General features: G+C 74.8%; 15 protein-coding genes and 1 riboswitch. Of the genes, 9 read left to right on the top strand and 6 right to left on the bottom strand.

Annotated elements, in window-relative coordinates:
- Window positions 1-97 precede the first annotated feature (97 nt).
- Window positions 98-206, top strand: a riboswitch (TPP riboswitch).
- From thiO to FB388_RS34735, 6 genes are all read left to right on the top strand, one after another.
- Window positions 196-1,323, top strand: coding sequence for a glycine oxidase ThiO (gene thiO / locus FB388_RS34760; protein WP_142106915.1), 1,128 nt, complete (start codon window positions 196-198; stop codon window positions 1,321-1,323). It overlaps the preceding riboswitch by 11 nt.
- Window positions 1,324-1,326: 3 nt before the next feature.
- On the top strand, window positions 1,327-1,527 hold the full coding sequence (gene thiS, locus FB388_RS34755) for a sulfur carrier protein ThiS (RefSeq protein ID WP_142106914.1): 201 nt from the start codon (window positions 1,327-1,329) through the stop codon (window positions 1,525-1,527).
- Between the two features lie 2 nt (window positions 1,528-1,529).
- Entirely contained in the window at window positions 1,530-2,291 is a 762-nt protein-coding gene (gene thiG / locus FB388_RS34750) for a thiazole synthase (RefSeq protein ID WP_142106913.1), read from the top strand.
- A 113-nt stretch (window positions 2,292-2,404) separates the two neighbouring features.
- Entirely contained in the window at window positions 2,405-3,271 is an 867-nt protein-coding gene (locus FB388_RS34745; RefSeq protein WP_142106912.1) for a Gmad2 immunoglobulin-like domain-containing protein, read from the top strand.
- Window positions 3,272-3,353: 82 nt separating this feature from the next.
- The gene (sigJ, locus tag FB388_RS34740) at window positions 3,354-4,232 is read left to right on the top strand and encodes an RNA polymerase sigma factor SigJ (RefSeq protein WP_142106911.1); all 879 of its coding nucleotides are present in this window, start codon (window positions 3,354-3,356) and stop codon (window positions 4,230-4,232) included.
- A 44-nt stretch (window positions 4,233-4,276) separates the two neighbouring features.
- Window positions 4,277-4,906: a maleylpyruvate isomerase family mycothiol-dependent enzyme gene (locus tag FB388_RS34735; RefSeq protein ID WP_211362422.1), complete on the top strand. Its 630-nt coding sequence runs from the start codon at window positions 4,277-4,279 to the stop codon at window positions 4,904-4,906.
- A gap of 160 nt (window positions 4,907-5,066) precedes the next feature.
- Here the strand turns inward: FB388_RS34735 and FB388_RS34730 are convergent, their stop codons facing one another.
- Both FB388_RS34730 and FB388_RS34725 read right to left on the bottom strand, forming a co-directional pair.
- Window positions 5,067-5,678, bottom strand: coding sequence for a hypothetical protein (locus FB388_RS34730; RefSeq protein WP_142106910.1), 612 nt, complete (start codon window positions 5,676-5,678; stop codon window positions 5,067-5,069).
- An 18-nt stretch (window positions 5,679-5,696) separates the two neighbouring features.
- Complete coding sequence (locus FB388_RS34725; protein WP_142106909.1) at window positions 5,697-6,269, bottom strand: peptide deformylase; 573 nt, start codon at window positions 6,267-6,269, stop codon at window positions 5,697-5,699.
- Between the two features lie 139 nt (window positions 6,270-6,408).
- Here FB388_RS34725 and napA point away from each other — a divergent pair, with 139 nt between their 5' ends.
- On the top strand, window positions 6,409-6,714 hold the full coding sequence (gene napA, locus FB388_RS34720) for a nucleoid-associated protein NapA (RefSeq protein WP_142106908.1): 306 nt from the start codon (window positions 6,409-6,411) through the stop codon (window positions 6,712-6,714).
- Window positions 6,715-6,824: 110 nt separating this feature from the next.
- Window positions 6,825-7,736: a LytR C-terminal domain-containing protein gene (locus FB388_RS40695; RefSeq protein WP_246122690.1), complete on the top strand. Its 912-nt coding sequence runs from the start codon at window positions 6,825-6,827 to the stop codon at window positions 7,734-7,736.
- Window positions 7,737-7,748: 12 nt separating this feature from the next.
- Here the strand turns inward: FB388_RS40695 and FB388_RS34710 are convergent, their stop codons facing one another.
- The 4 genes from FB388_RS34710 to moeA form a co-directional block, all read right to left on the bottom strand.
- Window positions 7,749-9,959, bottom strand: coding sequence for an AAA family ATPase (locus FB388_RS34710; RefSeq protein WP_142106907.1), 2,211 nt, complete (start codon window positions 9,957-9,959; stop codon window positions 7,749-7,751).
- Between the two features lie 65 nt (window positions 9,960-10,024).
- A complete protein-coding gene (locus tag FB388_RS34705) occupies window positions 10,025-11,038 on the bottom strand; it encodes a CDP-alcohol phosphatidyltransferase family protein (RefSeq protein WP_142106906.1) in 1,014 nt (337 codons plus the stop codon).
- Complete coding sequence (locus FB388_RS34700) at window positions 11,038-11,757, bottom strand: phosphatidylserine decarboxylase (RefSeq protein ID WP_142106905.1); 720 nt, start codon at window positions 11,755-11,757, stop codon at window positions 11,038-11,040. The genes FB388_RS34705 and FB388_RS34700 overlap by 1 nt, the downstream gene beginning before the upstream one ends.
- 413 nt (window positions 11,758-12,170) lie before the next feature.
- Window positions 12,171-13,385: a molybdopterin molybdotransferase MoeA gene (gene moeA / locus FB388_RS34695; protein ID WP_281290521.1), complete on the bottom strand. Its 1,215-nt coding sequence runs from the start codon at window positions 13,383-13,385 to the stop codon at window positions 12,171-12,173.
- Between the two features lie 185 nt (window positions 13,386-13,570).
- Here moeA and FB388_RS34690 point away from each other — a divergent pair, with 185 nt between their 5' ends.
- On the top strand, window positions 13,571-13,777 hold the full coding sequence (locus tag FB388_RS34690; RefSeq protein ID WP_142106904.1) for a cold-shock protein: 207 nt from the start codon (window positions 13,571-13,573) through the stop codon (window positions 13,775-13,777).
- Window positions 13,778-13,939: the final 162 nt, after the last annotated feature.

Below are 13,939 nucleotides of genomic sequence, written 5' to 3'. Positions count from 1 at the left end.
GAGCGACCGAGCACCGGAGGAGCAGGACGGCGCCTCAGAGGGCCCGCTCGGACGCCGGAGCGAAGCGGAGGCAATCGATACCGCGTAGGGTGAGTGGCAGGTGACGCACGGGAGCCCGTACTGCGGGCTGAGAGGGGATCCGACAGATCCCGACCGTCGAACCTGATCCGGGTCATGCCGGCGCAGGGAGCGGAGATGATGTCGAACTCGTTGACGGTGATCGGGGCAGGCGTGATCGGCCTGTCCTGTGCGTGGCGTGCCGCCGAGGCGGGCCTGCGGGTCACCGTGCTGGATCCGGCGCCCGCGTCCGGGGCGTCGTGGGTGGCGGGCGGCATGCTCGCGCCCGTCACGGAGGCGTGGCCGGGCGAGGAGGAGCTGCTGGAGCTCGGCGAGGCCGCGGTGCGCCGCTGGCCCGCGTTCGCCGCCGAGCTCGAGGAGTCCGCCGGACAGCCGGCCGGGCTGCGCACCGACGGCACGGTGGTCGCGGCCACGGGCTCCGGCGACCGCGCCGAGCTGGAGACGCTCGCCGACTTCCTGGGCCGCCTCGGCCGGGACGTCGAGCGGCTCTCCGGCCGGGAGCTGCGCAGGCTGGAGCCCGCGCTGGGCCCGGACGTGCGCGGTGGCCTGTCGGTGCCCGACGACCTCGCCGTCGACAACCGGGTGTTGCTCGCCGCCCTCCGTTCCGCCGCGGAGCGGGCAGGCGTCACGGTCGTGGAACGGGCGGCGCGTGCCGTCCTCGACGACGGCGAACGGGTCACCGGGGTCCGCACGGACGGCGGTGCCCTCGACGCGGACACCGTGCTCGTCGCGGCGGGCGCGCACTCGTCCGCGCTGCACCCGGCGCTCGACGGCCTGGTGCGCCCGGTCAAGGGCGAGATCCTGCGGATCGCGCACCGCCGTGGCGCCTTCCCGCCGCCGCGGCGCACGGTGCGCGCGCTGGTGGACGGGCGCCCGGTCTACGTCGTCCCGCGCGACGACGGCGGGCTCGTCATAGGGGCCACCCAGGCGGAGCTGGGGTTCGACACGGAGGTCACCGTCGGCGGGGTGCGGGACCTGCTGCGCGACGCCGAGCGGATCCTGCCGGGCATCGCCGAGTACGCCCTGGTGGAGAGCGCCGCGGGGCTGCGCCCGGGCACCCCGGACAACCTTCCCCTGATCGGCGCGCTCGGCCCGGACGGCCTGCTCGTGGCCACCGGCCACCACCGGAACGGGATGTTGCTCGCGCCCGTCACCGCAGACGCCGTGCTGGCCCTGCTGCGCGGTGAACCCGTCCCCGACCCGGTGCGCGCCGCGGACCCGTCGCGGTCGCTCGCAAGGAGGTAGCACGTGCAGGTGTGGATCAACGGTGAGCGGCGCGAGCTCGCGGACGGCTCGTGCGTGCGCGATGCGCTCGCCGCGCTCGGTGCTCCCGAGAGCGGGGTGGCGGTCGCGGTCGACGGTGAGGTCGTGCCACGGGCCGGCTGGGCGTCCGTCGCGCTCGCGGACGGTGCGCGTGTGGAGGTGCTGACGGCGGTGCAGGGAGGATGACGATGGACGAGACGCTGCTGGTGGGGGACCGCAAGATCGCCTCGCGGCTGATCATGGGGACGGGCGGGGCCTCGAACCTGGAGATCCTCGAACGAGCCCTCGTGGCGTCGGGCACCGCGCTCACCACCGTGGCGATGCGCCGGATCGACGCCGTCACCGGCACCGGTGTGATCGACCTGCTCCGGCGCCTCGGCATCGAGGTCCTGCCCAACACGGCGGGCTGCCGCACCGCCGCTGAGGCCGTGCTCACCGCGCGGCTCGCGCGGGAGGCCCTGGAGACCGACCTCGTCAAGCTCGAGGTGGTGGCCGACGAGCGCACCCTGCTGCCCGACCCGATCGAGCTGCTGGACGCCGCGGAGCAGCTGGTCGACGACGGGTTCACCGTGCTGCCCTACACCAACGACGACCCGGTGCTCGCGCGCAAGCTCGAAGGCGTGGGGTGCGCCGCCGTCATGCCGCTCGGTTCGCCCATCGGCACCGGCCTGGGCATCCGCAACCCGCACAACATCGAGATGATCGTCGAGCAGGCCGGCGTGCCCGTCGTGCTGGACGCGGGCATCGGCACGGCCTCCGAGGCCGCCCAGGCCATGGAGCTGGGGTGCGACGCCGTGCTGCTCGCCACCGCCGTCACGCGCGCGGGCGACCCGGAGCGGATGGCCCACGCGATGCGCCTCGCGGTGGAGGCCGGCCGCGCCGCCCGCCTCGCGGGCCGCATCCCCCGCCGCTACTGGGCGCAGGCCTCGTCCCCCGCGACCGACTCCTGATCCGGCGCCACCGGCTGCGCCGTTCGTCGGAGTCGGGGGCACCCGAGTGGGTTCGGCGTGCCGACCGGGTACCGCGGCCCGCACGCGAGAACCTGGCCCCGGGAGGTGGTCGGATGGCGCGGCGACAGGGGTGGGCGCTCGTCCTCCTCGCGGTGGTGGCGGCCGGTTGCACCAGCACGGTCCCGGTGCCGGTGGTGCCCTCGGCCGGGGCGCCCGAGACGACGGCCGTGAGCCCGGCACCGGCCACGCCGACGGCGGAGCCGGATCGCCGGGATCGCGTGGCGGTGCCGGTCTACTACGTGGCGGAGACCCCGGCGGGTTTCCGGCTGCAACGGGAGTTCCACTCCATCGTCACGGACGAGCGGGCGAGCGCCGCCGTACGCGAGCTGCTCGCGTCCCCGACCGGCACCGACCCCGACTACCGCAGCCTCTGGCCGCGCGGCACGTCCTTGCGGGAACCCGTCCGCAGGGACGGCGGGGCGATCGTCGTCGACCTCGCCGACGTGGGACAGGTGGACCCGGACGTCGCCGAGCTGACGGTGCAGCAGCTCGTGTTCACCGTGCAGGGCGCCCTGCAGGCGACCGACCCGGTGCGGATCCTCGTCGACGGGGCCACGGTGCCCCGGCTGTGGGGCACCGTCGACACGTCCCGGCCGGTCGAGCGCGGCGACGCGTACGCGCTGCGCTCGCTCGTGCAGATCGACTCGCCCGTGGACGGCACGCAGGCCGGCCGGGAGGTCGAGGTGCGCGGCGAGGCGGCGGTGTTCGAGGCGACGGTGCTCTGGGAGGTGCTGCGGGGCGGCGAAACCGTCCGGAAGGGCGTCGCGAGCACGGCCGAGGGCCAGCGCTTCGCCCCGTTCGCGTTCACGGTCACCCTCGAGCCGGGCGAGTACACGGTGCGCGTGCGCGAGGACGACCCGTCCGACGGCGAGGGGCGCCCGAGCCTCTCCGACGACAAGAGGATCACGGTGTCCGGCTGACGGGGTGGCGCGGCGACCTCACGTTCCGGTGCGCTGTCTCGTCGAAACGCCGAGGACGGGTACGACCGAGGGAGCCGCCGCCATGACCGGACAGGGCCCGAGCTCGATCATGGCCGAGCGGCGGCGGCTGACCAACCTCGCCTACCGCCTCCTCGGCTCGCTCGCCGAGGCCGAGGACGCCGTCCAGGAGACCTACGCCCGCTGGTTCGCCATGTCTCCGCAGCAGCAGGAGGCCATCGAGTCGCCCGGCGCCTGGATGACGACCGTCGCCGGCCGGATCTGCCTCGACCAGCTCCGCTCAGCACGCGCCCGGCGGGAGAGCTACGTCGGCGAGTGGATCCCCGAACCGCTGCCCGAACCCACGGGCGGCACCCCGGCCGACCCGGCCGACCGGGTGACCCTCGACGAGTCGGTCAGCATGGCCTTCCTCGTCGTGCTCGAGTCGATGACGCCTGCAGAACGGGTGGCCTTCATCCTCCACGACGTGTTCGGCTACCCGTTCGCCGAAGTCGCGGAGATCGTCGGCCGCACCCCGGCGGCATGTCGCCAGCTGGCCTCCTCGGCCCGGCGCCGCATCCGGTCGGCACAGCCGCCGCCGACCCCGGCGGCCGAGATGGCCGGCATCGTCAGGGAGTTCAGAAAAGCCTGGGAGGCCAAGGACGTCCAGGCCCTCATCGGCCTCCTCGACCCCGACGCCGTCGCGATCGCCGACGGCGGCGGCCTCGTCCCCGCCGAGCTCCGCCCCCTGGAGGGCGGCGAGCGGATCGCGCACACCTTCGTCGCCTTCGCCGACCGGGTCCCCGGGATCACGCTCCTGGAGAGCACGGTCAACGGCCAGCCCGGCCTGGTCGTCCAGCAGGAGGGCGTCACCGTCACGGTGTGCGCGTTCGCCGTGGCCGGCGGGCGGATCACGCGGATGTGGGCGGTCCGGAACCCGGAGAAGCTCCGTCCGTGGACGTGACCCGGCGCCGATGACTTTCCGGCTCGCACCGGGTCGTACCGTCCGTGGGAACAAGCGAGCAGGTACGCGCCGCGATCGCGGCGGAGCGGCGGGAGCAGGCCGAGCTGTTGTCCGGGCTGACGCCGCGGCAGTGGGACGCGTCGACGCTGTGCGCCGGCTGGCGCGTCCGCGAGGTGGTGGCGCACACCACGATGCCGTTCCGCACGTCGCTGCCCAAGATCATTGTTGAGCTGGTCGCGGCGCGCGGCGACTTCAACCGCATGTCCGACCGGGCCGCGCGGCGAGACGCCGACCGGATGTCGGCCGAGGACCTGGTTGCCCAGCTGCGGGACAACGCCGAGCACCCGTGGGCGCCGCCGGGCGGTGGGCCGGTCGGCGCGCTGTCCCACGACGTGATCCACGGCCTGGACGTCGTCGTCGGGCTGGGGCTCGACCGGAGGGTCCCGCCGGAGCGCGTGAGGATGGTCCTGTCCGGGATGCGGCCGCGGAACATCAAGTTCTTCGGCACCGACCTGGACGGCGTCGAGCTGCGGGCCACCGACGTGGACTGGACCTTCGGCTCGGGGGCACCGGTCCACGGGCTCGCGCAGGACCTCCTGCTGGTGGTGTGCGGCCGGCAGCTCCCGCCGGGGCGCCTCGACGGCCCCGCGGCACCGCGCTTCACCCGTCCGTAGGGCCTGTCCTGTAAGCCCAGGACCACGCTCTTCGCGCCGAGATCGCCCCTGGCGGCGTTGCCGGCACGACCGGGTACGTCCAGTACAACGGCTCGTGCCGGCGCCTTGCCAGGGACGATCTCGATCACGAAGCCCGCGCCCCGGGCCTACAGGACAGGCCCTAGTCGGGCGGCGTGCGGGGAGCGCGCAGGCCGAGGCTGCGCAGCTCCAGAGCGGCCAGCCGGTGCACCACCGCGCGCTCGTCGCGCCGCCACGACGCCGCGGGGTCGGGCGCGACCCGCAGCAACGAGCGGACCGGGCGGCGGGTGATCGCGCGGAGCGCGAGCAGGTCGGAGTCGACGGCGCGCGCCGTGGCGGCGGATCGGGCGAGCCGCGCGTAGCGCACCCGCAGCGGTAGCCACATCAACAGCACCGGCATCGCACCGAGCAGCACGGTCGCGACGGTCGTCCCGAACGCGACCCGCGCGATCGCCTCCATCTGCTCGCGTCCCGCGTTGACCAGGGAGTCGCCCGCCCCCGTCCCGGCGCCCAGCGCTCGCGCGAGGTCGTCGCCGACGAACGGCACGTTCGCCGCCGTGCGCGCCGCGTTGTCGAACGCCCCGCGGATGGACTCACCCGCTCCGGCGAGGGTGCGGGCCGGCTGCTGCATCGCGAGCACGAAGTCGTGCACCGTGCGCGCGGCCACGACGGTGAGCCAGATCCACCCCGCAGCCAGCAGGTCGGCCAGCAGCTGAAGGCCCGCCCGGCCCGGGCGCTCGGCGTAGATCCGCATGTTCGCGGAGCGTAGGGCTCAGGCGTCCTCGGCGTCCTGCGTGGCGGGGTCCCAGGACAGCCCGGGAACCCCCCAGCCGTTGCGCTTGAGCATCTTCTTCGCAGCGCGCTGGTTGCGGCCGACGAGACGGTCGATGTAGAGGAGGCCGTCGAGGTGGTCGGTCTCGTGCTGCAGGCACCGCGCCAGGAACCCGCGGCCCTCCACCTCCACCGGCTTGCCGTCGGCGTCGACCCCGGTGACGCGGGCCCAGTCGGCGCGGCCGGTGGGGAAGTGCTCGGCGGGCACCGACAGGCAGCCCTCCTCGTCGTCCTCCGGGTCCGGCATGGTCTCCGGCCGCTCGGACGTCTCGAGCACCGGGTTGACGACGACGCCCCGCACCCGCGTCCGCGTCTCCTCGTCCGGGCAGTCGTAGACGAACAGGCGCAGGTCGACCCCGATCTGGTTGGCCGCGAGCCCGACGCCCTCGGCGGCAGCCATCGTGTCGAACATGTCCTCGACCAGCGTTCTCAGCTCGTCGTCGAAGGTGTCGACGGGGCGGGTGGGCCGGTGCAGGACCGGGTCACCGATGATGCGGATGGGACGGACGGACACGCCGGCGACCCTACGTGGTCGCCCCGTCTCCCGATCGGGCAGCGCGTGCCTCCCCGGTTCCTGTCCGGTTCCCGTGGTTCAATGGCCGACGCGAATGACAGGCGTGTCATTCGCAGTGAGCGAGGCCCCGAGGAGCGTGATGGAGTCGGCCACCGAACCCAGCGGGCGTGCTCCCGCCGGCGGCGCGGCAGGCGCACTGGAGCGCAGGGAGCGCGAGATCCTCGCCTTCGAGGCTCAGTGGTGGAAGTACGCGGGGGCCAAGGAACAGGCCATCCGCGAGCTGTTCGACATGTCGGCCACTCGCTACTACCAGGTCCTCAACGCACTCGTCGACAAGCCGGAGGCGCTGGCTGTCGACCCGCTGCTCGTGAAGCGCCTCCGTCGGCTGCGCGCCAGCCGGCAACGCACCCGTGCGGCGCGCCGCCTGGGAATCGAGCCGTGGTGACGGCAGCATGATCGGCGATCGGGTCGCCCCGGCGACCCCGCACCGACCGGAACCCACCAGCACACGGAGGCCAGCGTGATCGAGCCCGCGACCGCAGTCGAGGTCCGGTCGTGACCACGCCAGGTGCGGGTGGCGGTCCGTCGCCGTTGCGGCTCGGTGGGCTCGGGCTGATCGGCGTCGCGGTCGTCGCCGCGATCATCGGCCTGGCGAACATGGCCACGTCCGGCGACCCGGTCACGACGGTGACCCCGTCGGCCGACGCGTCGAACGTCCCCTCGGCTCCGGTGGCGGCGCCACCACCTGAGCCCGTGCCGACGGACGCGGGCGGGGTGCCGATCCCGTCGTTCGTCGAGCCGGCACCGGGACAGGCCCTGCCGGCAGAGCCCGCACCAGGGGCGGTTCCGCCCGGCGCACCGGCCCCCGCGCCGGCAGCACCCGGCGCCGAGGTGCCGCCCGGAGCTCCGGCGCCCCAGGCCGCGCCCGCGCCCGAGGCCGGACCGAACCCCGGCGCAGCCCCGGCCCCGGCCCCTGCACCCGATGCGCCCGGCGCACCGGGGGCGGCCGCAGCTCCTGCACCTCAGAACGCACCCGCACCCGCGGCCCCCGCTCCCGCGCCTTCGGGCGGCGGCAGCGAGCCCATGGCCGCGCCGGCTCCCGCCCCGAGCGGCAGCGGCGCCCGCACCGGCGACACCGGTGCCGGGCGCAGCGCAGGCGGCGGTGGTGGCACGGCCGTGGCGCACCTGCCCCTGCGGGTCTACAACAACAGCACGATCAGCGGTCTCGCCACCCGTGCTGCCGAGGACTTCCGCAAGGCGGGCTGGCCGATCGACGAGATCGGCAACTACCCGCAGGGCATCATCCCCACGACCACGGTCTACTACCGGCCGGGTACCGAGGAGGAAGCGCCCGCCAAGGCCCTCGCCGAGCAGTTCGGGATGCGGGTCAACCCCCGTTTCGAGGGCCTGCAGCACGCCACGCCCGGCATCATCGTGATCGTCACGAACGACTACGGCCGCCGCTGACCCAGCGGGGCACTAGGACGTACGGCGGTCGGCGTATGCCTGGAGCTCGGCGAGCTGCAGCGGGTCGAGTGACGGCGGCACCGCCGCCCGCGCCGCCGCGATGTGCGCCGCGGTCACCTCGGCCGCTTCGAGTGACTCCCGCATCGCCGTGAGCGCCGCCTCGCGCAGCACGGCGGCGCAGTCGGCGGCCGAGTAGCCGTCCAGCTCGGCACCGAGCGCGTCGAGGTCGACGTCCGGCGCCAGCGGGGTGTGGCGGCCTGCCGCCCGCAGGATCTCGGCCCGTGCCGCTGCGTCCGGCGGCGGCACGTAGACGAGCCGCTCCAGCCGCCCGGGCCGCAGCAGCGCGGGGTCGATCAGCTCGGGCCGGTTGGTGGCACCCACCACGATCACGTCGCGGCGCGGCTCGGCGCCGTCGAGCTCGGTGAGCAGCGCCGCGACCACCCGGTCGGCGACGCCGGAGTCGGCCGACTGCCCCCGCCGCGGCGCCAAGGCGTCCACCTCGTCGAGGAAGACGAGCGCAGGTGCGGCGTCGGCGGCCTTCCGGAAGAGCTCGCGGACCGCGCGCTCGGACTCACCGACGTACTTGTCGAGCAGCTCGGCCCCCTTCACCGCGAACACGTTCATCTGACCGGTGCCGGCGAGCGCGCGCAGCAGGAAGGTCTTGCCGCAGCCGGGTGGGCCGTAGACGAGCACGCCGCGCGGGGCCGCGACACCGAGCCGGGCGAACGAGTCGGGGTACTGCAGCGGCCACAGCACCGACTCGGTGAGCGCCTGCTTGACCTCCACCATGTCGCCGACCTGGTCGAGCGTGATGCCGCCGGTCTGCAGCGTGTCGGAGGACGACATCGAGATCGGGCGGATCGAGCCGACGGCGTCCAGCAGGTCCTGCTGGCAGATCCGCGGCTCGCCGTCCCCCGCGTGCCGCAGCGCCGCCTGCACGGCAGCTTCGCGGCGCACGGCGACGAGGTCGGCGGCCACGAACCCCGGCGCGCGCTCGGCAACGGCCTTGAGGTCCACCTCGTCGGCGAGCGGGACGGCGGCGAGCAGGCGGCGCAGCAGCTCGGCGCGGGTGCGCAGGTCGGGGAGGGCGAGCCCCAGCTCGCGGTCGACGATGTCGGGTGCCCGCAGCCGCGGGTCGACGGACTCCGGTGCCGAGGTCGTGGCGACGAGCGCGAGGCCCGGCGTGGCCACCGCGGCGCGCAGCGCGTCCAGCACGACGGTGGCGAGCGGCGGCGGCGACGCGGCCGGCAGCAGCGCCTCGACGTCGGTGACGACGAGCACCGTGCGGCTGCCCGCTCGGGCCTTGCCGATGATCTCGTGCACCCGCTGCGAGGCGGTGGCCGCCTCGAGCGCCGCCACCCCCGGCGCGGCGAGCTCGACCGTGGTGGCCCCGACGGCCGCGGCCGCGCTGCGCGCGAGCGTCAGCTTGCCGACGCCCTCCGGCCCGGCGAGCAGCACGCCGAGGCGCGCCGCTCCGCCGAGGCGGGTGAGCAGTTCGGGGCGGTCGAAGGTGAGCTCGAGCCACTCCACGAGCTTGCGGGCGGCCTCGGTGTTGCCGACCAGCTCCTCCACCGGAAGGGCCGGCTCTGCGGGCGGGCTCGGTGGGGCGCTCCGGCCGGGTGCCCCGGGGACCCTGGCGGGCGCGGAAGCATCACCGCCGGTGGCCGGTCCGCCCTCCCAGCCGACCACGGTGCTCGGCCGCACGGCCACCGCACCGGTCGGCTCCACGGACGCGACGGTGAGCAGCTCGGTCGTCCACGCGCTCCCCAGCGCGCCCGCGACCCGTTGCCGGGCCGCCTGGGCGTCCAGCCCAGGGGCGGGCACGATGTCCTGGGGCAGCAGCGACACGGCGTCCCCGCCGGTCACGACCTTGCCCACGAGCGCCAGCCGCACCGTCTCCGCGGTGAGCGCGGCCCGGGCGAGCCGCGAGCCGGTGAGCGTGACCCGTCGTGCGGGCTCCACGCTCGCGGGCGCCACCACCACAGGCGCGCCGTCGGAGAGCCCGGCATTGGAGAGCGTCACGTCGTCCAAGGTGGCCTGCCCGGCGGGCCCCGCCGCGGGGGCGACGATGGCCGTCGTCACCCGGGCCCCCGTCAGGGTCACCGCGTCCCACGAGCGCAGGCCGAGCGCGTCGATGACCTCGGGGTGCAGCCGGACGACGCCCCGCCGGGCATCCGCCGCGGATGCGGCGAGCCGGGCGACCAGGGTGATGGAGGGAACCACGTCGCAGACGCTATAGGGGATCCGGCCCGTGCCGGGGGCAACCCGTCGGACCGGGCGAGGGCGGGTCAGCGGCGCCGGGCGCGGCGGAGGCCGAGGCGGAGGCGGTTGCGTCCGGCCTGGGCCGCGGGGCCGGGGGCCCGGCCGTTGCCGGGGCGGGCGGCGCGTTGCATGACGCCGGTCGGGTCGTCCCCGAACCGGCGCACGGCACGCGCGACGGCGCTCGCACGTCCCGCCACGCGGTGGCGCAGCGGCGAGCGGAGGCCGAGCCGCCGGGCCGAGCGAGCCGCCCGGGCGATCGCCCGCCGCTCCCGGACCGGCACACCCCAGGCCTCCGGGTGCTGGGTGAGCCAGTGGTGCCGGTGCACGGTGTAGGGGATCGAGCCGAGGTACACCAGAGCCACGATGGCCAGGCCGAGGAACGGCACGGTGATGAGCACGGCGGCGGCGATCGCGACGAGCACGAGCAGCGGCGCGATGTAGTTCGGCGACACCCGGACGCTCTTGAACGACAGCGTGGGCAACCTGCTCACCATCAGGGCCGCGACGATGACGGCCCACCCGGCGACCAGCGGGGGCGCCGACCACCAGCCGGGCCCGAAGTGGAGCGTGGCGTAGAGCGGCAGCCCGGCCGACATGGCGCCGGCGGGGGCGGGCACGCCGACGAAGAACTCCCGGGTGAACGGGAACTCGTCCACCTCGTCGAGGAGCGTGTTGAACCGGGCGAGCCGCAGCATCATGCACACGGCGAAGACGAGCGCCACGATCCAGCCGTACCGGCTGCCCTCAAGACCCCAGATGTAGATGACGAGTGCGGGCGCGACGCCGAACGAGACGAGGTCGGCGAGCGAGTCGAGCTCGGCCCCGATCCGGGTGGTGGCGTCGAGGAGGCGGGCGAGCCTGCCGTCGAGGGCGTCGCACAGCGCTGCGGCCCCCACGGCGGCGACGCACAGCTCGAACCGACCGCCGAGCGCGAAGTACACCGCCGAGAGGCCGGAGCACAGGGCGAGGACGGTGACGGCGTTCGGCAGCAGCCGCACTCCGGCGCGGTAGTTGGGGGCCTGGTAGTCGGGGGCGGTCATCAGGCGCTCCTGGGGAGTTCGGCCAGCACCGTCTCACCGCCGATCGTCCGCTGCCCCGGCGCCACCAGCACCCGCGACCCGGGCGGCAGGTAGACGTCGACGCGCGAGCCGAAGCGGATGAGGCCGAACGTCTCGCCCGCGGCGACCTCGTCGCCGGGTTCGATGTCGCAGACGATGCGCCGTGCGAGCAGCCCGGCGATCTGGACGACGCCGAGCCGCGTGCCGTCGCGGGTCTCGAACAGCACGGCGTTGCGCTCGTTGTCCTCGCTGGCCTTGTCGAGGTCGGCGGAGAGGAAGACCCCTGGCCGGTAGGCGACGTCGAGCACCCTGCCGTCAACGGGCACCCGCTGCACGTGCACGTCCAGCACGGACAGGAACACGCTGACGCGCGGCACGGGCTCGCGCGGGAGGTCGAGCTCGGCGGGCGGCAGGACGTCGGAGACGGTGGCCACGGTGCCGTCGGCAGCGGCCAGCGCGATCCCGGTGAGCGGGGGCCGCACCCGGCGCGGGTTGCGGAAGAACAGCGCGGTGGCGGCGGTGGCGAGCAGGCCGGCCACCGCGCCACGACCGGTGGCGACCCGGACGGCGGCGGCCACCCCGGCGACGGCCGCGACGAGCGGGCGCCCACCCGGGTGCATCGGCGGGATGGTGGCCCGGATCAGCCCGGCGACGTGCGGCAGCGACAAGCCCGAACGCGCGGGTGGGGTCGGGTCGTGCATGGAAGCGGATCGGCTCCTCCGGCGTGGCGACCCGGTCGGGCCGCGGTGGCGGCGGTTACGGTACGCCAGGGAGGGTCGCGGCTCGCTGCTGTGGTCACGTTCCGCCACCTCGCGGTGACGTGGAACCGACCTGGAGAACGCAAAGGGCCGGGGCCGCCATCCCCCGAGACGACGACCCCGGCCGTGGAACCGCTCGTCCGCTCCCCAGCGACGGGCGGTAGGTCCAGTGCGATGTGGCCCGGTTACCCGGTCCACTCCCGAATTATCCCCGAGCCCCCGCTCGATCGTCCAGGTCACGGGCTCAGGTAGCCCGTGATGTGCACCGATCGGCCGAACGCTCACCAGTAAGACGCTCCGAAACCTCGGATCGTTGCCTGCTTCGATTGTGATGCGCGTCACAATCTAGCGACCGTTCACCCGTCCAGCAACCACGTTTCGACGCGCGAGCCCTCCGACAGATCGGTGACGTCCTCGGGAACCACGACGAAGCACTCGGCCCGAGCGAGCGCACCGAGCAGGTGCGACGCCGGCCCGCCGAGCTCCCGTACCGTGCCCGCGACCGCGTCCAGGACGCCGCGGCGGAACTGCCTGCGCCCCGGGGGCGAGGTCCAACGCTCACCGAGCGTGGCCGTCACGACCGGTCGACGGGGGTGCGGGTGCCCGAGGGCGGCCCGCAGCGCAGGCCGGACGAAGACCTCGAACGAGACGTGCGAGCTCACGGGGTTGCCGGGCAGGGTCACGACACCGATGTCGCCCAGCTCGCCGACCCGTCCGGCGCCCTGCGGCCCGCCCGGCTGCATGGCGACCTTGACGAACTCGACACCCCGGCCGGTGAAGGCGTCCTTGACCACCTCGTAGGCGCCTGCGCTCACACCGCCGGAGGTGAGCAGGAGGTCCACGGTGTCCTCGGACAGCCGGTCGCGGAGCCTGCCGAGGAACTGGTCGACGTCGTCGGGGACGAAGCGCAGCAGCTCCGCGCTCCCGCCCGCGTCCTCGACCGCCGCGGCGAGCATCGGCCCGTTCGACTCGTAGATCTGGCCCGTACGAAGCGGCGTGCCCGGGGCGACGAGCTCCGACCCGGTGGAGAGCACGAGCACGCGCGGCTTGCGCCGGACGGGGACGGTGGCGCACCCGACGGCGGCCGCCACGCCGATTTGCGGCGCGCCCAGCACCGTGCCGGCGGGCAGCACGACGACGCCGGCCCGCACGTCCTCGCCCGCGCGCCGGATGTGCTCCCCGGGGGCGGGCGTCGCCGAGATGCGCACGCGGTCGAGGCCGCCGTCGGTCTGCTCGACGGGTACGACGGCGTCGGCGCCCGCCGGCACCGGTGCCCCGGTCATGATCCGGTGGGCCGTGCCGGGGTGCAGCGGGGGGACGTCCGTGCGCCCCGCCGGGATGTCCGCCTCCACCGGCAGCTCCACCGGCACGCCCGTCACGTCCGCGGCTCGCACGGCATAGCCGTCCATCGCCGAGTTGTCGAACGATGGCAGCGCGACGCCCGCGACGACGTCGGCCGCCAGCACGCGTCCCAGCGCCTGCCCGACCGGGACGTCCTCGGCCGGCATCGGGGTCAGCAGCGCGGCGACGACCGCGCGGTGCTCGTCGACGTTCCTCGGGGAGCTCGCCACGAGGACATCGTGCCGGACGGCGCTCGCTGGTCCCGGACGACGGGGGCGATCTGGGGTAGCGTCGCGCGCGTCAGCGGGTCATCACAGTGGCATGGTCGGCGGCACCTCGCGCCCGCCATGCGCCGGCCACCGGGATGACTCGGTTAGCACCACTGCACGACGCAGTACTGCAACATGGAGGTGCCGTGGCCCAGGGCACGGTCAAGTGGTTCAACGCGGAGAAGGGCTTCGGCTTCATCGCCACCGACGGCGGGCCGGACGTCTTCGTCCACTACAGCGCGATCCAGTCCGACGGTTTCCGCACCTTGGACGAGGGCGACCGCGTCGAGTTCGAGACGACGGCCGGGCGGGACGGCCGTAGCCAGGCCGACGCCGTCCGCCGGATCGGGTAGGTCGGCGCCGCGTTCCACGATGTCCGGGGGGATCGGCGGCAGCCGGTCCCCCCGACCCGTGTCCGGCCCTGAATCCCGCGCCGGGTCGCCTTGCACTCGCATGCGGCGAGTGCTAAAACCGGGGCTGGCACTCGGCACGGTAGAGTGCCAATGGTCGGGTGG

Source organism: Pseudonocardia cypriaca, from assembly GCF_006717045.1.
In the GTDB taxonomy this organism is placed as follows: domain Bacteria; phylum Actinomycetota; class Actinomycetes; order Mycobacteriales; family Pseudonocardiaceae; genus Pseudonocardia; species Pseudonocardia cypriaca.
The sequence above is the reverse complement of the archived record's forward strand: the minus strand, read 5'-3'. Positions and strand labels throughout refer to the sequence as shown.